This is a genomic window from Herbidospora galbida (assembly GCF_005233835.1).
Lineage (GTDB): Bacteria > Actinomycetota > Actinomycetes > Streptosporangiales > Streptosporangiaceae > Herbidospora > Herbidospora galbida.
Genome location: NZ_SZQA01000005.1, coordinates 30093 through 46891 on the forward strand (window position 1 = coordinate 30093; position 16799 = coordinate 46891).

Annotated in this window: 16 protein-coding genes; 6 read left to right on the plus strand and 10 right to left on the minus strand. The window is 69.1% G+C overall.

The genetic code is table 11. From position 1 onward, the window contains the following. Window positions 1-44: 44 nt before the first annotated feature. Window positions 45-878: a PaaX family transcriptional regulator gene (locus tag FDA94_RS07515; RefSeq protein ID WP_246059616.1), complete on the plus strand. Its 834-nt coding sequence runs from the start codon at window positions 45-47 to the stop codon at window positions 876-878. Here the strand turns inward: FDA94_RS07515 and FDA94_RS07520 are convergent. Then, entirely contained in the window at window positions 868-2235 is a 1368-nt protein-coding gene (locus tag FDA94_RS07520; protein ID WP_137246317.1) for an extracellular catalytic domain type 1 short-chain-length polyhydroxyalkanoate depolymerase, read from the minus strand. The two genes, FDA94_RS07515 and FDA94_RS07520, sit on opposite strands and share 11 nt — an antisense overlap. A gap of 194 nt (window positions 2236-2429) precedes the next feature. Here FDA94_RS07520 and FDA94_RS07525 point away from each other — a divergent pair, with 194 nt between their 5' ends. Beyond that, window positions 2430-2882 (plus strand): MarR family winged helix-turn-helix transcriptional regulator, encoded by a 453-nt coding sequence (locus FDA94_RS07525; RefSeq protein WP_246059618.1) that lies wholly within the window; start codon window positions 2430-2432, stop codon window positions 2880-2882. A 138-nt stretch (window positions 2883-3020) separates the two neighbouring features. Here the strand turns inward: FDA94_RS07525 and FDA94_RS07530 are convergent, their stop codons facing one another. Both FDA94_RS07530 and FDA94_RS07535 read right to left on the minus strand, forming a co-directional pair. Next, window positions 3021-4445, minus strand: a complete 1425-nt coding sequence (locus FDA94_RS07530) for an endo-1,4-beta-xylanase (RefSeq protein WP_246059619.1) — start codon at window positions 4443-4445, stop codon at window positions 3021-3023. Window positions 4446-5100: 655 nt separating this feature from the next. Then, window positions 5101-6570 (minus strand): tetratricopeptide repeat protein, encoded by a 1470-nt coding sequence (locus FDA94_RS07535; RefSeq protein WP_137246319.1) that lies wholly within the window; start codon window positions 6568-6570, stop codon window positions 5101-5103. 178 nt (window positions 6571-6748) lie between these two features. Here FDA94_RS07535 and FDA94_RS07540 point away from each other — a divergent pair, with 178 nt between their 5' ends. Then, on the plus strand, window positions 6749-7618 hold the full coding sequence (locus FDA94_RS07540; RefSeq protein WP_137246320.1) for a helix-turn-helix transcriptional regulator: 870 nt from the start codon (window positions 6749-6751) through the stop codon (window positions 7616-7618). Here the strand turns inward: FDA94_RS07540 and FDA94_RS07545 are convergent. Next, window positions 7589-7831 carry a hypothetical protein gene (locus FDA94_RS07545; RefSeq protein WP_137246321.1) on the minus strand — a complete coding sequence of 81 codons (243 nt, stop codon included), beginning with the start codon at window positions 7829-7831 and terminating at the stop codon, window positions 7589-7591. The genes FDA94_RS07540 and FDA94_RS07545 overlap by 30 nt on opposite strands. An 84-nt stretch (window positions 7832-7915) precedes the next feature. Continuing rightward, window positions 7916-8800 carry an AraC family transcriptional regulator gene (locus tag FDA94_RS07550; protein WP_137246322.1) on the minus strand — a complete coding sequence of 295 codons (885 nt, stop codon included), beginning with the start codon at window positions 8798-8800 and terminating at the stop codon, window positions 7916-7918. Window positions 8801-8894: 94 nt separating this feature from the next. On the opposite strand from FDA94_RS07550, the gene FDA94_RS07555 reads away from it, so the two are divergent. Then, entirely contained in the window at window positions 8895-9914 is a 1020-nt protein-coding gene (locus FDA94_RS07555; RefSeq protein ID WP_137246323.1) for an aldo/keto reductase, read from the plus strand. On the opposite strand, the gene FDA94_RS07560 is transcribed toward FDA94_RS07555, so the two are convergent. The 3 genes from FDA94_RS07560 to FDA94_RS07570 form a co-directional block, all read right to left on the minus strand. Next, window positions 9904-10278: an SSI family serine proteinase inhibitor gene (locus FDA94_RS07560; RefSeq protein WP_137246324.1), complete on the minus strand. Its 375-nt coding sequence runs from the start codon at window positions 10276-10278 to the stop codon at window positions 9904-9906. The two genes, FDA94_RS07555 and FDA94_RS07560, sit on opposite strands and share 11 nt — an antisense overlap. A gap of 122 nt (window positions 10279-10400) precedes the next feature. Next, window positions 10401-11624 (minus strand): cellulose binding domain-containing protein, encoded by a 1224-nt coding sequence (locus tag FDA94_RS07565; RefSeq protein WP_137246325.1) that lies wholly within the window; start codon window positions 11622-11624, stop codon window positions 10401-10403. Between the two features lie 169 nt (window positions 11625-11793). Continuing rightward, window positions 11794-12816: a PaaX family transcriptional regulator gene (locus FDA94_RS07570; protein ID WP_137246326.1), complete on the minus strand. Its 1023-nt coding sequence runs from the start codon at window positions 12814-12816 to the stop codon at window positions 11794-11796. Window positions 12817-13023: 207 nt separating this feature from the next. Here FDA94_RS07570 and FDA94_RS07575 point away from each other — a divergent pair, with 207 nt between their 5' ends. Further along, window positions 13024-13362, plus strand: a complete 339-nt coding sequence (locus FDA94_RS07575) for a PadR family transcriptional regulator (protein WP_246059620.1) — start codon at window positions 13024-13026, stop codon at window positions 13360-13362. After that, complete coding sequence (locus FDA94_RS07580) at window positions 13359-14372, plus strand: hypothetical protein (RefSeq protein WP_137246327.1); 1014 nt, start codon at window positions 13359-13361, stop codon at window positions 14370-14372. Before FDA94_RS07575 ends, FDA94_RS07580 begins: the two co-directional genes overlap by 4 nt. 280 nt (window positions 14373-14652) lie before the next feature. Here FDA94_RS07580 and FDA94_RS07585 read toward each other — a convergent pair whose 3' ends face one another. Together FDA94_RS07585 and FDA94_RS07590 are read right to left on the minus strand one after the other, a co-directional pair. Further along, window positions 14653-14898 carry a nucleotidyltransferase family protein gene (locus FDA94_RS07585; protein ID WP_137246328.1) on the minus strand — a complete coding sequence of 82 codons (246 nt, stop codon included), beginning with the start codon at window positions 14896-14898 and terminating at the stop codon, window positions 14653-14655. A gap of 728 nt (window positions 14899-15626) precedes the next feature. Next, the gene (locus FDA94_RS07590) at window positions 15627-16517 is read right to left on the minus strand and encodes a hypothetical protein (protein WP_137246329.1); all 891 of its coding nucleotides are present in this window, start codon (window positions 16515-16517) and stop codon (window positions 15627-15629) included. Window positions 16518-16799: the final 282 nt, after the last annotated feature.

Consider the following 16799-nt stretch of genomic DNA (forward strand, 5'->3'; position numbering starts at 1 on the left):
TCGTCAATTATGTGCCTGACATCTGGCCCGTCTACGCTTTCGCTGTGACCATCGGCGGTGACGACGAACCGGCCGCGCCCTCCGCGCGCCCCCAGTCCCTGATCTTCAGCTTCCTCGGCGTCTACGCCCTCGACCGCGGCACCGCCATCTCCTCGGGCAGCGTCATCGAAGTGTTCGCCCGCCTCGGCGTCTCAGAGGAGGCCGTCCGGTCGACGCTCGCGCGCATGGTCAAACGCAACCTGCTGGTGCGTCACCGGCTGGGCCGGCGGGTCTACCTCGGGCTCACCCCCCACGCCGAGACCGTGCTGCGCGACGGCCGCCGCCGCGTCTGGGAGACCGGCGCGGTCAACCGCGACTGGGACGGCACCTGGACCGTCGTCGGCTTCTCGCTGCCCGACAGCCGCCGGAGCACCCGCCACGACCTGCGCTCACGTCTCGTCTGGGCCGGATTCGGGCCGCTGCAGAGCGGGCTGTGGATCACGCCGGGCACCAAAGACGTCACGGGCGTCCTCGACGGGCTCGACGTCGACGACCACGTCACGGTGCTGACCGCCCGCGCGTACACGCCGACCGAGGCCGCCGACCTGGTCGCCAAGGCCTTCGACATCGAGCAGATCGCCCGCCGCTACCGCGCCTTCCTGGCCCGATGGGACGTGCCCGACCCGCTCCCCGACGCCCCCGACGACCTCGTGCGGCAGCTCCTGCTGCACACCGACTGGCTGCAGCTCGTCCGGCAGGACCCGCACCTGCCGGCCGAGCATCTCCCTGACGACTGGCCGGCCATCCGGGCGGAGCAGGTCTTCCACGCGCGCGCGGAAGAATACGTGCGCCCCGCCCGGACGGTCGCCGACGGCGTCCTGGACGAACTCATCCCATGACGCAGGCCGTGCCGTTGAGCGTGAACCCGGTCGGGTTCGCGTTGGTGCCGCTGTAGGTGCCCTGCACGCCGAAGCCGGCCCGGCCCTGCGGCGCGATGGTGCCGTTGTAGTTGACGTTGCGCGCGGTGACCTGCGTGCCCGACTGCGTCACGGTGGCGTTCCACGCGTTGGTCACCCGCTGGTTGCCGGCCCACGACCAGGTCACGGTCCAGCCGTTGACGGCCGTGCTCCCGGTGTTCGTGACGCTGACCTCGGCGGTGAACCCGTTGGGCCACGTGTTCGGCACGTAGGTGACCCGGCAGCCGGAACCGGGGTTCGGCGAGGGACTGGGCGACGGCGACGGGCTCGGGCTCGGCGACGGCGACGGGCTGGGCGACGGGCTGGGCGACGGGCTGGGCGACGGGCTGGGCGACGGGCTCGGCGACGGGCTCGGTTCGCTGGTCAGGCCGAAGAACTGGATCGCGGCCGCGGCCATGCCGCCGCTCGGGAGGCTGTGCCCGGCGCCCTGGATGCTGTAGGCCTCGACCCGCACCGTGCCGGACGAGTCGGCGTAGCGACGGCGGTTCCAGTTGGCCTGCGGCGTGTCACTGCTGGTGGGCGTCTGGCTCAGCCCGAACACGTTCGTCCACTGGTCGATCGCCTGCTGGTGGGTGGCGTAGAAGACCAGGTTGTCGTTGGTGCCGTGCCAGAGCTGGACCCTCGGGCGAGGGCCGCTGTAGCCCGGGTAGGCCGCCCTGACCAGGTCGCCCCACTGCTGCGGCGTCTTGTTGATGCGCCCGGAGGCGCAGTCGCTGACCCCCGGCGAGGGGACGTAGTCGGCCTCGTTCGGGAAGCACGCGAACGGCACCCCCATGAACGCCGCTCCCGCCTTGAACACGTCGGGGTAGTTGCCGAGCATGATGTTGGTCTCCATGCCGCCGGCGGAGCTGCCGGTGACGAAGAGCCGGTTGGCGTCGCCGTTGTGGCGCTGCCGGGTGTAGTTGACCATCGACAGCAGCGAGACGGGGTCGCTGCCGCCGTTGCGCACCTGCGAGGCCGCCGACCACGAGTCGAAGCAGTTGCCCTTCTTCGACGCCGACGGGTAGATGACGATGAAGCCGTACTGGTCGGCGAGGGACCGGAACTCCGAGCCCGAGAAGAACCCCGGTCCGGAGCCTCCGCAGCCGTGCATGGCGAGCACGATCGCCGGGCTGGGCCGCACGTTGTCCGGCACGTACAGATGCATGCGCAGGTTGCCGGGGTTGCTGCCGAAGTTGGTCACCTCGGTCAGCGTGGCAGCGGCCGCTGGCTGTCCGGCCGCCAGGATCGTGGCGGCGTACACCACTCCGGCGGCGACGACGGCGGTCAATCGCTTCATCGGCCCTCCTCTGGTCGACGTCCTGACGCCAGCCGGTATACGAGCGGCACGAAGGGCCGGTCAAGCTTCGCCTGAAAGGGATCACGAACGAACGATCATGGAAATGCGCTGCTCATGCTGGTCATCGGGCCATTGCTTATCAAGTAGCTTGATATAGAGGCCCGGAAACTTACATCGCCCGTTATGGTCGTGCGGTGACCTCGCGCCCCATCGCACCGGACGCCCCTCGGCTGAGCTATCTGGTCTACCGGCTGGAGCGGCGCATCCGCGCCCGGCTCGACGAAGCCCTCGCGCTCTACGGCATCACGACGACCGAATACATGGCGCTGGGAGAACTGCGCGTACGTGACGGCCTGTCCTCGGCCGAACTGGCCCGGATCGCCTTCGTCACGCCGCAGGCGATGAACCTGGTGGTCCGCGACCTGGAGAAACGCGGTCTCATCCACCGTGACGCCCACCCCGACGGCGGGCGGATCCTGCGCGTCCATCTGTCGCGTCAGGGCCGGGCGGCGCTGCGGAGGTGCGACCGCGCGCTCGACGGCATAGAAGACGACATGCTCGCCGACCTCGACGACAGCACGCGCGTCACACTGCTGGAGGCACTCATGCGATGCACCCGGGCCCTGCACCCGCCCGGGCCTGGGTGATCTCCCGAAATCACCCAGACCCGGTGGTGGACTCAGGCGCCAGTGGCGCGGCCTCGCCGTCGTCGCCTGGGGTCCTCCAGGCGGGTCAGGATGGCGATCGAGGCCGCGCTCACCGATGCGATCAGAAGCGGGTCGTGCTCAGGTGCGGGACCACCTCTGGTTGGCGCCGCCCCAGCAGGAGTAGAGCTGGATCAGCGCGCCGTTGCCGGAGCCGGCGGCGTCGAGGCACAGACCCGACTGCACGTTCCTGATCGAACCGTCGGAGTTGAGGGTCCACTTCTGGTTGGAACCACCCCAGCAGGAGTAGATCTGCACCTTCGCGCCGTTGCCGGTGCCGGCGGCGTCGAGGCACTTGTTGCCGTAGACCCGCAGCTCCTGGGCCGAGGTGTAGGTCCACTGCTGGTTGGAGTTGGTGTGGCAGTCGTAGAGCTGGACCTGCACGCCGTCGGTCGTCGATGCGCCCGGCACGTCGACACACCGGTTGGACTGCTGGCCGCGGATCTGTGTCCCGGTACCCGTGGTGGGCGTGGGGGTCGGCGTCGGCGAGGTGCCCGGGCTGGGCGAGGTGGTCGGCGAAGGCGACGGGTTCGGGGTCGCGGCGTTGAGCGCGTTCAGAACCGAGTTGTACGCGGCCTTCTTGTTGCCGCTGGTGTCGAAGAGCAGCGGGGAGGTGTTGGCGCCGAGCCAGGAGTCGCTGTCGCGCACGCCCCAGACGGTGATGCCGGTGCAGCGCGCGACCGCCAGGCAGTCGTTCACGACCGCGGCGTAGGTCTGCGCCGAGCCGCCCTGGATGTCGAGCTCGGTGATCTGCACGTCGACGCCGAGAGCCGCGAAGCTCTGGATGGTCGTGCGGTAGTTGCTGTTGTAGGGGCTCTGGCTGTTGAAGTGCGACTGCAGGCCGACGCAGTCGATCGGCACGCCGCGCTGCTTGAAGTCGCGGACCATGTTGTAGACGCCCTGCGTCTTGGCCCAGCTCCAGTTGTCGATGTTGTAGTCGTTGTAGCAGAGCTTGGCGGCCGGGTCGGCGGCCCGGGCGGTGCGGAAGGCGACCTCGATCCAGTCGTTGCCGGTCCGCTGGAGGTTGGAGTCACGGCGTCCGCCGGAGTTGCCGTCGGCGAAGGCCTCGTTGACGACGTCCCAGGCGTAGATCTTGCCCCGGTAGTGGCCCATCACGCCGTTGATGTGGTCGATCATCGCCTGGCGGAGGGAGCTCCCGGACGTCTGCTCCATCCAGGTCGGCTGCTGGGAGTGCCAGGCCAGCGTGTGGCCGCGGACCCGCTTGCCGTTCTGCACCGCCCAGTTGTAGATGCGGTCGCCCTGGGTGAAGTTGAACTGCCCTCGGTTGGGTTCCGTGGCGTTGATCTTCATCTCGTTCTCGGCGGTGATCATGTCGAACTCGCGGTTCGCGATCGTCGTGTACTGCGAGTCGCCCAGTTTGCCCGCGGCGATGGCGGTGCCGAAGTAGCGTCCGCTCTCCTGCGCGGCGGCGGCCAGCGTGCTTCCGTCCGCTTCCGCCGGAACTGTCACCATCAGCGCCGCGCCCACGATTCCGACGACGCTCACGACACCGGCGCCGAAGATTCTGCGAAGGCCGAATGAGGGTAATGCGTTCATACCCATGCCTGACTCCATAACTGAAATCACCGAAAGAGGGATATGCGGGAACCCGGCGGACGACGCCGCACCCAGACCGCTGGCGCGCACCACGATGGCGTCATGGCCGGCGACCCTCTGATCACCACATCAGGCTGGGCCGACCGCCTCGGAGACTTAGTGTGGAAACCCAACCGAAACATGTCAACACCGGAGCGAAATTTTCGGCGGCCATGCCGCCTGGCCTGATGGGCCACACATCGGTCCGGACAGGGAGCGACGAGGCATCCCGATCCCGGCGGGCGGCGAAAATTTAACGACGACGGACCGCTGCAAGTTTCATGCTCACGCCGTAATTTACGGAAGCCGAAACGGCTTGTCAGCACGCGGCGGCGCGCCGTCAAGGCCCCGGGAGGCCCTTGACGCCGTCTCGCCCGCTGTATTTACTCACCGCCAGCACCACCAGACGCCGGGACGCCGAAGGGAGGTCGCACTACGATGTGCTAGCGCTAACAGGGCCGAGCCTGTTCAGCGCGACGTCGTAGGGCCTGGGTGGCACCACACTCCTGGGTCCCCGTGTCGGTCGCTCTGCCTTCGCGAAGAAGGCAGAGCGACGCAAGGACCGTCAGCCGCCGGCGACCAGCCGGCCGCGGAACTCCGCGGTCGCGCTCTGCAGCAGCTGGTTCAGGTGCTCGATCTCGGCCTCGGTCGGTTCGCGCCTGAGGTCGACGTTGATCGCGAAGTCCCCGTTCTCGACGGTCACGGCGAGATCGGCCAGCAGATCCCCCGGCAGCCTGCCGAGGACGAACTCCCGGAACGCGTCGGCGATCGCCCCCTGGACGTCGCCGCAGCCGCACGACCGCCCGGCCGCGATGGCCGTGAGATGGCTCCGCCCGGTGATCGCGTCGGGATGGGCGACGTCCAGCGTCGCCAGCCCGGCCTCCACGACGTGCCGGGCCTCGTCGAGCCGGTCGGCGTGCTGCAGGAAGAGCCCGAGCGCGATCCGCGATCGGCCGAGGATCTCGTGGTCGGTGCCGAGGTCGGCCACCCCGACGGCCGCCCGCAACCGTTCCTCCGCCTCGGCGGGCCGACCGGCCGCCGCCAGCGCCAGCCCCCAGTTGCGCAGCAGCTGGGCGTGGTACTCGGGACGGCCGAGGCCGTCGGCCCTGGTCTGGACCCGGGCGTAGGTGTCGAGCGCCCCGGTCGTGTCCCCCGCGTCGTCCTGCGCCATGGCCAGGGCGAGCGCCGCCATGAACGCGTCGTGCTCGCGGCCCTGCCGGTCGTAGGAGGCGAGCACCTTCTTGATCGTCTCGATCCGTCCGGCCTCGTCGCCGGCGTCGCCACCGATGTTGGCCAGCTGGGAGAGCGCGTTGAGCGTCGCCTGGTGGTCGGGCCCGAGACGCGCCTCCAGGGCGTCGACGAGCCGGGTGAGCACGGCCTTCCCCAGCACCGGGTCGCGGCCCGACCGCTCGACGGCCGCGTACGCGATGCCCTCGACCACCTCGTCGGGCAGCTGGTCGAGCGCGGAGAACGGGGGCTCATCGGCCCCGCCGAGCACGATGATCTCCCCCCGCACCGCCAGCGCGGCGGCGACCCGCTCGTGGCCGCTGCGCCAGAAGTTGCCGACCGCCTCCTCGATCACCTCACGGGCCCGCGCGACGTCGCCGCGGCGGAGCAGGAGGTCGGCCAGCGGTTCGAGCGCGAAGGCGTAGCCGGGGTGCTCCCGGCCGTAGAAGTCCTCGCGCTCCTGAAGGTTGCGACGCAGCTCGGTCTCGGCCTCGTCGAGCCGGTCGGCGACGGCCAGCACCATGCCGAGGTTGAGCCGGTAGGTCAGCTGCTCCTTGCGGGTCTCGTGGTCGGCGGACGGCGTACCGGAACAGGCGGTTCGAAAACAGTCGACCGCCCGGTCCAGCTGGCCGGAGGCGAAGAAGACGTTGCCGAGATCGCACTGGACGGAGGCCCATTCGTGGCTCCCCCTGCCGTGCCGGCGCTCGACCTTCAGCGCTTCCTTCCGCATGACCTGCTCGGCGTCGACCAGCCGGCCCTCGCGCAGCAGCCCGAACGCGATGTCGAACGACGACGGTGATCTTGACATGCCCGGGAGTATAGGGACCCCCGTTCGCGCGCCTCAGCCTGATCGCGGGCGCCCACACGGTCCACAGCATGTCGGGGGCCCGGTCGCCGGGATGAAACTTTCACGCCGCACGGCCGCCGACCTCGCGGGGATTCGACGGGTTCGCCACCCCGCCGCAAAGGTAATGCAAACTTCAACCATGAGCGACGAGTGGGCGGCCGCCCGGGAGCTCGGCAGGTTCCTCCGCTCTCGGCGCGAGAAGACGGCGCCGGGAGACCTCGGGCTGGAGCCCGGCCCGCGGCGGAAGGTCGACGGACTCCGCCGTGAGGAGGTCGCCGTGCTGGCGGGCCTGAGCACCGACTACTACCAGCGCCTGGAACAGGGCCGGAGCGCCCACCCCTCCGACGCCGTCCTCGACTCGATCGCCGACGCCCTCGACCTGGACGAGGTGGAGCGACGCCACCTGATGAGACTGGCGCGGCTCACGCGCCGGACGCGGCCGTCGCCCGGCCGCGCGGCCGACCGGGTGCCGAGGAACGCCCGGCTGCTGCTCTCGGCGGTCGACCTGCCCGCGTTCGTCGCCAGCCGGCACCTCGACATGCTCGCGTGGAACGGCATGGCCGCCGCGCTGCTGGGCGATCCGCGCCGGCTTCCGCCCGACCGGCGCAACGTGCTCCTCACCCTGTTCCACGAGATCCCCAGGCCGCGGTGCCCGGCCTGGGAATCCGTGGCCCTCGACTACATCGGCATCCTGCGCGCCGCCGTCTCCACCGACCCCGACCACCCCAGGGCGCGTGCGGTCGTGGACGAACTCAGCGTCACCAGCTCCGAGTTCCGCCGGATGTGGGCCCGCCACGACGTCAGGGAGGGCGTCCACGGCACCAAGACCTTCCGGCACCCCCACGTCGGCGACATCGCCGTCGAGTGGGACGCCTACCCGCTGGAGCCCCCGCCCGGCCCCCTGATGGTCGTGTTCACTCCCCAGCCAGGCCACGAGGAGCGGCTACGCCTCCTGAAGGTCGTCGCGGACGCCGACGGGTCAGCGCTCCCAGACCTCCCACGCGGTTGAGGTGTTCACGCAGTAGTACCAGTCACCCACGTGACCCTCCTGCTCCGCCTTCCGGTTCTCGTAGTAGCGCTCTACGCCCACGCAGTAGAGCTCGCCCACGTAGGAATTGACGAAGGAGTGGAGCAACGTGGCGGCCTGCGCCGGGGCGGCGGACAGGCCGACGCCGGCGAAAGCGGCCACTGCCATGACGGCGACGCGTGTTCTGAGCTGCACGGTACGGCTCCCATCTGGATGTCGTACCGCCGACCGTAGGCCCGGCGTCCGGACGCTCCCTGGGTCTGGCGCGCCCACCCACGGTCACCCGTTCTGCGCTATGGCCGCCAATTGCGCGGCGTCGCGGCCGGGGGACGCGCCGAACGCCTTGCGGTATTCGCGGCTGAACTGAGACGCGCTCTCGTAGCCGACGAAGTAGCCGACCTCCGCCACGTTCCCCGCCCTGGTCATCAGCAGGGTGCGGGCCGCCTGGAGCCGGATCTGCTTCTGGAACTGGACCGGCGTCATCGACGTCGCCGCGCGGAAGTGCCGGTGGAAGGACGACGCGCTCATCTCGCACAGCCCCGCCAGGTCGGCGACGACCAGGTGCTCCCGGTAGTGCTCGCGGATCCAGCGGATCCCCCGGGAGATGAGGGCGAGATTCCCGTCGACGAGGCCGATCTGCCGCACGAGCGCGCCCTGGTCGCCGCTGAGCAGCCACCAGAGGATCTCCCGCTGGTATCCGGGCGCCAGCACCCGCAGGTCGTCGGGGCGGTCGGCGACGCGCAGCAGACGTACGACCGGATCGAGCAGTTCCGGTGTCGCGTCGCTCACCGCCAGGCCGGTGAAGGCCGGGGGCGGCCCGGTCACGGCGGCCTCCAGCAGCAGCGGCGCGACGACCGCCGGGCTCAGCGACATGCTGAAGACCGCGAACGGCTTGTCCCGCGTGGCCTCCAGGGCCTGGCCGACCACCGGGAGGTCGACCGACACGACGACGTACTGCCCGGCGCGGTAGTGGTACGGGACGCCGTTGAGTACCGTGCGCTTGACCCCCTGCGCGACGATCGCGAGCGACGGCTCGGAGATCGTGGCGACCGGCTCGGGCGAACACGCCACCGACGCGATGGTCACCCCGCCCGTGATCGTCCTCTGACGGCCGTCGGCGGTGTGGCGCATGATCAGGCGCCGCATCTCGTCCAGGAGCTCCATGCGCGCCAGTCAACCACCTCGATTGACAGGATCGGGCAAGGCGGCGGCAGGATCGGGCTCACGGCCCGGCCGCCCCGCTTGGTGGACTGACCACATGAAACGCAGAACTCTCGGCGCGACCGGGATCTCGGTCAGCGAACTCTCCCTCGGCGCGATGATGTTCGGCAGCATGGGGAACCCCGACCACGACGACGCGATCCGCATCATCCACCGCGCCCTCGACGCGGGCGTCAACGTGATCGACACCGCCGACGTCTACTCCAACGGCGAGTGCGAGGAGATCGTCGCCAAGGCCGTCAAGGGCCGCCGCGACGACCTCGTGATCGCCACGAAGTTCGGGCTGCCGATGGGCGAGGACCCCAACCACCGGGGCGGCTCCCGCAGGTGGATCGTCAAGGCGGTCGACGACAGCCTGCGCCGCCTGGACGTCGACCACATCGACCTCTACCAGATGCACCGCCCCGACCACGAGACCGACGTCGGCGAGACGCTCGCGGCGCTTACCGACCTCGTCCGCGCCGGCAAGATCCGCGCCTTCGGCTCCTCCATGTTCCCCGCCGAACTGATCACCGAGGCCCAGTGGTCGGCCCAGCGCGCCGGGACCCACCGGTTCCTGACCGAGCAGTCGATGTACTCCGTCTTCACCCGCAAGCCCGAGGCGGCGGTCTTCCCGACCGCCCAGCGCCACGGGCTCGGCGTCCTCACCTTCGGCCCCCTCAACGGCGGCTGGCTCTCGGGCCGCGCCGACCTGGAGTCGGGCCACCGCGCCACGCTCCTGCCGGGCCGGTACGACCCGACGAGCCCGACCGGCCGGCTCAAGGCGGCCGCGCTGGCCGAGCTCTCCACGCTCGCCGCCGAGGCCGGCCTGACCCTGCCGCAGCTCGCGATCGCCTTCGCCCGCGCGCACCCGGCGGTGTCGTCCGTGCTGATCGGGCCGCGCACCGCAGAGCAGCTCGACGGGCTGCTGCCCGGCGCGGACGTCGACCTGACCGACGACGTCCTCGACCGCATCGACGCGATCGTGCCGCCGGGGATCGACCTCAACCCCGACGACAACTACGGCACCACCCCGCCGGCTCTGCAGGACGCCCGGCTCCGCCGCGTCAGAAGGTGAAGACGGCCCCCGTCACCGCGATCATCTCGCACCGGTTGCCGAAGGTCTTGGCGTAGCGGATCGGCTTGCCCGCCCAGACGCCGACGGCAATGACCTGGTGCGGCAGGTACTCCTTCGTGCAGATCCGGTGGGGGTCGTACGCCAGCCTGCCGGGGTCACCCTGCACCGGCCGGAGCAGGTCGCAGGCCTGCTTCGGGGTGGTGTGCGTGCCCCCGTCCGGATCGCAGAAGAGCGTGACGATCGTCTGAGGTCCCCCCGCGACGCTCCTGCTGAGCGACAGGGCCCCCACGGGTGTCTCGGCCACGGCCGGGCCGGCGGCGAACAGCGGGACGGCCGCGACGGCCGCGGCGAAGAAGGCACGCATGTGAACTCCCCATTCCTTGATCACCACGAATCGTATCGATCAAGGCACGGAGAGTCACTCACCGGCCGACGCCGAAGGCCCGTGGCCGGGATCGGCCACGGGCTGACGGACGCACCTATATATCAGGTGGCGGTGCAGGTGACGGTGGCCCCCGCTCCGGTTCCGGTGCCCTGGAAGCCGAGGGTGGCACTCTGCCCGGCCGGCAGTCGCCCGTTGTAGCTCTGGTTGGTGATGGTCACCGACCCGCTGGTGCCGGTGTTGACGCCGTTCCACAGCGAGGTGATCGTCGCGCCGGAGGGCAGGGTCAGGGCCAACCTCCAGCCGTTGATCGCGGCGCTGCCCGCGGTGACGTTGATGGACGAGACGAACCCGCCGCCCCACTGGTCCTGCACCGTGTAGGTCGCCGAGCAGCCCTGGCCGCCGGGCGACGGGCTGGGGCTGGGACTCGGGCTGGGACTGGGACTCGGGCTGGGGCTCGGGCTGGGACTCGGCGACGGGGAAGGACCGCCGTCCAGCACGAGGTTCTTCCGCTGGATCTGCCACTGCGTGTTGCACAGGCCGCAGTTGTTGCCCACGAAGGCCGCGCCGGCCGTGGTGTCGCCCTTCAGGCGCCACTTCAGCCACAGCACCGCCACCCGGCCGAACTCGCCGCCGTTGGTCTGGCCGTAGGTGCCGCCGTGTCCGACGTTCAGGTTGCCCATGAACGCGGGCAGCCCCGAGGGCAGCTTGCCCCAGTCGTCGATGGCGTTCGGGTAGGCGATGTCGCCGGTCCCGCCGATGAAGTAGGCGATCGGCTTCGTCAGCCGCCTGAGCTGGTAGTCGTCACCGTCGTTCAGCAGCCCGCTGCTGAAGATGGTGGTCGTGGAGATGCGCGAGTCGTTGGAGACCGCGTAGGCCTCCAGCCCGCCGCAGGAGAAGCCGCCGACGGCGATCTTGCCGGTGTCGAGCTTGTTGTAGAAGACGCTGCCCTGGCGGCCGTTCTCCGAGATCGCCCAGTCGATCGACTGGGTGAGCATCTGGGAGGTCGTCGAACCGGAGCCGTTCGGGCTGCCGTTCGCGATGACCAGGAACCCGTGCGAGGCGATCTCGCGGAGGAAGTTCGCCTGCGACAACCCGTTGGCGGAGCAGGCGCCGTTGCCCCACACATATATAGGGAGTCGCTGCGACGGGATGGTCACCGGCCGGTAGACGGTGTGGTTCGACAGGCTGCCGTCCCAGTCGGCGGGGTAGGGGCCCGAACCCCCGACTGCGGCGGAGGCCGGCGACATGGTGAGCGCCACTATTCCGGCCAATAACGGAACGACCGCGGCCGCCAATCCCGCGCTGATGATCGAGCGTTTTCTCATCTCACCCTCCGAAGGTGTCACATACGGCGCCCCGTCGGGGGTGGCACGCGACGGAGCCCGAGAACGTGCAGTTACTATCACTGCGGTGATAAAAAGTGTCAAACAATCGCACTCGGCCCGTTGATCGATGGTCTGTTCTCGTGGACGGGCAAAGGCGAGCACACGCAGATCACCCTGCCGACGGGCCCGAGTCCGGTGATGTTCCGGCGGCCGGGCGGGCAGCCGCCCGGAGAATGAAAGTTTCTCGGCCGCGCTCGCGGGCCGAAACGGAGAGGGAGTCCGCCGACGCCCGGAAATGGGTGATCCAGGACGCGGCGTCCGGCCAGTATGGCGTGGCGATCTCGACGAGCCGCGCCTCGGCGAGCGAGCCGAGAGCCGAGTGGATCTCCAGCAGCAACTCCCTGGCGGCCTGGCGCGGCCACCGCGCCGGCAGGAGATGCTCCGGCAGGTCAGGGTCGACGTCGGGGAACTTCCGCCAGGAATCCATCACCGAGGTCCGGGCCACCAGCGCCCGGGTGGCGTCGATCCGCCCGTCGCGGACGGCCACCCGCAGGTCGGAGTACCGCTCGATGAACTCCTCGTACGCCGAGGCGAGGCCGGCCAGGTCATAGGCGGCGGCCGGACCGTGCGGCCCGGCCTCCTCGTCGAACCGGGTGTGCATCACCGACCACCGGCCCCCGTCGACGCCGTCGAGGATCTCGCGCAGCACCGTGTTCACCGCGCCCGACTCGGACCCGGGCCGGATCCACACGCTGTCGTACAGCCGGGCGAACCCCAGCGCCCCCAGCGCCTTGCGGATTGCGTGCCGCTGCGCGTGGCCTGACTGGGGGAGCGAGAAGGAGACGGTCACCCAGTCGCCGGTCCACTGGGGCGGCCGCGCGCCGAAGCTCAGGAAGTGGTCCATCCGGGAGCGATGCCGGGCGATGGCCTGCGGCGTGAGGTGGTAGACGGGCGGCCGTGCCGATCCCCGTACGGCGATCAGCCCACGCTTTGTCAGCCGGGACAGCGCGGCCCGCGCACTCGACTCGCTGATGCCGAACTCCGCGAGCATCGCGACCACCGCCGCCGACGGCAGATCGGCCTCCGAGGAGTCGAGGTACTCACCGAGCAGGGTCGTGAGCAGGTGTTGCGGGTTGGGGCCGGCCTGCGTCCGCGGGGCTCTGAGGTCGTCCGCAGGTGTCGGGGCAGTCACGCCACAAGCTTGCCGCACGGCGCGACCTATGGCCGCAAGACCAAACCGCACTGAGCGCCACGGCGACTTTCAAGCCCGGATCACGTGCTCAGCAAGTACATTCCCGAGGCCCCGCAGGGCAACGAGGAGGTTCCGGTGAGCTGGGTGCTGCAGAACGGCTACCTCCCCGGTGACACATATCCTGTTGAACAGGATATGCTGCCTTGCATGAACTCACGGGGCATGACGGAGCAGGCGTTCCTCGTCCTCACCACGCTGGCCGACGCCGCGCGCCACGGCTACGGGATCGTCCAGGAGGTCGAGCGGCTCTCCGAAGGTCGCGTCCAACTCAAGATCGGCACCCTGTACGGCGTGCTCGACCGGCTGGCCGCCGACGAACTCGTCACGCTCGACCGCGAGGAGGCCCATCAGGGACGGCTGCGACGCTACTACCGGCTCACCGACCAGGGCGTTCACGCCCTGGAGGCGGAGGCGGCCCGCCTCACCGCGACCGCCCGCTATGCGACGGAGCGGCTGCGCGCCCGCCACGCGGGAGGGACGGCGTGACCGCCCTGGAGTCTCGCTACCGGCGCGTGCTGCGGCTGCTGCCGGCGGCCTACCGCGCCGAACGCGAGGAGGAGATGGTCTCGGCGTTCCTCGACGGCGCCGGACCGGCCGACGACGACGCGCGGCCACGCTGGCCGGAGATCGCCAGCGTGGCCGCGCTCGCCCTGCGCATCCGCCTAGGCGGCACGGGATCGACACCGCGAAGCCGGGCCTGGGGCCGGACCGTCCGGCTGACCGCCCTGATCGGTCTGGCCTTCCAGGCGGCGATGAGCTGCGTCTACCTGGCGCAGACCCTGGCCGTCTACGGCGTCCTCCCCCTGCCCTACCCGACCGGCGAACTCCCCCTCGGCGAGCCCGCGTCGGCCGAACGGCTGTGGCACCTGACCAGGGATCTCTCGTCCGCCCTCTGGATCGTCGCCTACGTCGCGCTGGTCCGCGGCCGTCCCGGCATCGCGAAGGCGACATCGGTCCTCGGCCTTGTCGTGTACGCCCTGTCCTGGACGGACGCGCTCCTGCTCGTCATCCCCACGCTCGCCCTGCTGACCGGCTATCACCGGGACGTCCCCGCGCACCGCCATCGGCGACGACTGGCGGCGCTCCCCCTGGCCGCCGGAGCGGCGCTCTTCCTGATCATGACGACGGCGACCTGGGCCATGACGACGTCGCACCGCTCGCCGCAGTGGCCCGGCACGTGGGTCTGGGCCTGGTCATGGCTGCCGCCTTCCGGCCTGTTCTGCCTGGCACTCCTGGTGGCCTGCGCCGGATACGTCGTGACACACCTGACGGCACCCTCGCGGCGCTCCCCCTCGGTGCCGCTGGCCCTGGCGATCCTGACCGTGCCCGTGATCCTGTCGCGCCTCTCGTCCCTGAACCCGGCCGCCGACCAGGTCACCGAGACGCTGAACGCCGTGACCGTCGCGCAGGCCGTCGCGCTCGTGGTGAGCGGCGTCATCCTCGCCGTGATCGGCGCCAGGACACTGCCCGCGACGGTCCGCGAAGCAGCGGAATGACCTCGGCGAACGCTGATGCAGCTGATGCCGGGTCACCAGCGGATGTCGGAGATCTGCTCACCCGCCGCACCCGGGCGACCCACTCCGAACGGGAGAAACCGGAACTGACGCGAGCGGCTCCGAAACGGAACGAAGAAGAGCTCACGGCGCGAGAAGACGATCTGGCGGTCTGGCTCAGGCCATGGATCGTTCCTGCCCGTTCAGAAGGGCTGCATCTGATCCACTACCTTCGCTGCGATCTCGATGATCGCTTCTACTTTCGGGATATCCCTCTGCACGTCTACCTCGCGGACGGGACCGCACAGATGCCCAGGAACGGATCGCCGTCTGCGGACTCCCAGTAGACCCGGCTCATCCGGCGGATGTTCACCTCCCGGCCGAGGCTCCGCTCCGCCTCCCGGGCGACGCCGTAGAGGTCGTCCTCGTCCGCCTCACCGACGACGAGGACGTCGAGGTCTCTGGGAACCCTGCCGGGCTCGCCGCTGTAGCGCGCCGCCCAGGAACCATAGATGTACGCCTCCTCCACCCCGAATACGCCGCCGAGTAGTTCGGGCAGAACCGCCAGGCCAGCAGTTCTCCCTGGAAGGCCGAACGCAGCAGGGGAAGCAAGACCGAAGGCGGCTGTTTCATAAACTGAAACGTATATTGCAGCTTACGCAGGTTCCACGCGTGGCCTCAGCGAAGAGGCGTAGACGGCGCAACAGTCTCATGGGTCAGAGCCGAGAACGCGTACCGAGCCGAAGCCATGGGGCACCTGATGTTCGCACCCGAACTCGCCAACGGCGGCCGTGCCGGTCGGCGGACGCCCCGCGCCGCGTCGTCCGGGAACCGGCCCAGGCCGCAGCCGGGACGGCTGAGGGCCGAATACGGGTCAGTATTGGATGTCGACCCCTGCTTGAGATGCGATCAGCATCTTCAGGGTCTTCGCTCGGCGCCATTCGAGGCTTTCCATTCATTTCGGAAGTCTTCAAGCGACTCGTTCGGCAACCGAGCGGGCGTCCTTCCAGCTTTCGAACACGGGGCCGGGCGGGTAGCCATCGACATCCGTCCAGGTCATTCCACGCGGCCCGGGCCGCTCCATCCTATGGAGAAACTCGTCGCCGCCAACACGTCCGGCCAAAGATCGTCTCCCCGGGGGAAGCCAACCAAGGACCAGCAGTTCAGGCCACAGGCAACCCCCGCCCCGATCCCGCAGATCCCCGGGTTTTCGATCGAGGTACTGCTGGTCGCGGTGCACCTCACGCAGAAGATTCGCTACAGGCCCGCCTTCGGAGCGCGGGGTGGCAGATTGACCGGTCCTACTGATGCACCTTCCGTGTTCGCACCGACCAAGGACAACGGAGGCATGGGAAGAATTTCGTGTTCCTCTTCGGACTCTGGCGTCCAAGCGTAAACACCATGGTAGACAGCATCAATATGAAGAACTTCGCCAGGGTCGAGCGGAGAATGTCGGACCGATGCAATGACGTCGTCGATCATCGCATGGCGGCCCGGCGGTTCCAGAATCCCAATCATCGGAATCCCGTTGAGTGAGCGCGCATACTCGTGCCACTGCCGGGCGACATTCGTCGAACCCGCAAAGGCATAGCCGATTCCCACTCGACGACAGATATCCGATGGAATGCGTCCATATAGCTGCTCGTCCTCGCGAAGCCTGAGAGTCAACTGGAGGCGATCATCAAGGCCGGCCGCCTGTTGCAGTGACTCCGAGCCTTCCGTTCGCAAACCTCGCAAGAGCAGAAGTATCCCCAGCTCAAAGGCGGCGAGGGGTTGACCCCGCTTCGCCCAGTCAAGAAGCTCCGCCCCCCTCGGACCAAACCAGCGGTTTACCCGTATGTGCTCGTATGTTGCAAGGAGCCTTGAGTCGGAGGCATGCCTGGGGACGTACGCGACCTGGGACTCGGCGCTCAGCCCGTTGACCGAAGCAGATTGCCCGATGGCTGCAGTGGCATTGCCAAGATGAAGATCATTAAGATGCTTCCAGCGGGCATGCCACTCCTCCAAGGTCCCGATCTCGACGTCAGCGTTCACATCGGTGCTCTCCAGGGAGTCCCGGCAGACTCGGATGAAGTTGGCGACCGTTCGCCAACGCGGAAAACGAACACACTGCCCTTTTAGCAGTCGCGTGAGCGTGGCATTGCTCATCTCGTGAGGATCCGGCCAATCTCGGACAATTTGCCTATATGTGAGATTTCCGGATCTTTGATAGATATCGCGAAGCTCCGCGCTCAGCTGGCTGAGCGCGGAGCTAGAAGAAGGAGCGTCCACTTGGCGCACCGCCTGTAGTCGTCGCCGATGACGAAGTACCAATTGTCTCGTAAGTCACGAGTGGTTCAGCACGCCTCGCAGGCGTCAGAACTCGTCGCCATACACCTTCATCTTGTTCCAAGTTGTTCCGCGTGGACCCGCCTTGCGCCAGAGTAGCCA

What these genes read in the sequence shown, in the direction of transcription:
- FDA94_RS07550 (WP_137246322.1), bottom strand. Translation starts at nt 8,800, where the DNA reads ATGGAGCTCCTGGACGAGATGCGGCGCCTGATCATGCGCCACACCGCC.
- FDA94_RS07540 (WP_137246320.1), top strand. Translation starts at nt 6,749, where the DNA reads ATGAGCGACGAGTGGGCGGCCGCCCGGGAGCTCGGCAGGTTCCTCCGC.
- FDA94_RS07535 (WP_137246319.1), bottom strand. Translation starts at nt 6,570, where the DNA reads ATGTCAAGATCACCGTCGTCGTTCGACATCGCGTTCGGGCTGCTGCGC.
- FDA94_RS07590 (WP_137246329.1), bottom strand. Translation starts at nt 16,517, where the DNA reads ATGAGCAATGCCACGCTCACGCGACTGCTAAAAGGGCAGTGTGTTCGT.
- FDA94_RS07565 (WP_137246325.1), bottom strand. Translation starts at nt 11,624, where the DNA reads ATGAGAAAACGCTCGATCATCAGCGCGGGATTGGCGGCCGCGGTCGTT.
- FDA94_RS07520 (WP_137246317.1), bottom strand. Translation starts at nt 2,235, where the DNA reads ATGAAGCGATTGACCGCCGTCGTCGCCGCCGGAGTGGTGTACGCCGCC.
- FDA94_RS07575 (WP_246059620.1), top strand. Translation starts at nt 13,024, where the DNA reads ATGAACTCACGGGGCATGACGGAGCAGGCGTTCCTCGTCCTCACCACG.
- FDA94_RS07555 (WP_137246323.1), top strand. Translation starts at nt 8,895, where the DNA reads ATGAAACGCAGAACTCTCGGCGCGACCGGGATCTCGGTCAGCGAACTC.
- FDA94_RS07560 (WP_137246324.1), bottom strand. Translation starts at nt 10,278, where the DNA reads ATGCGTGCCTTCTTCGCCGCGGCCGTCGCGGCCGTCCCGCTGTTCGCC.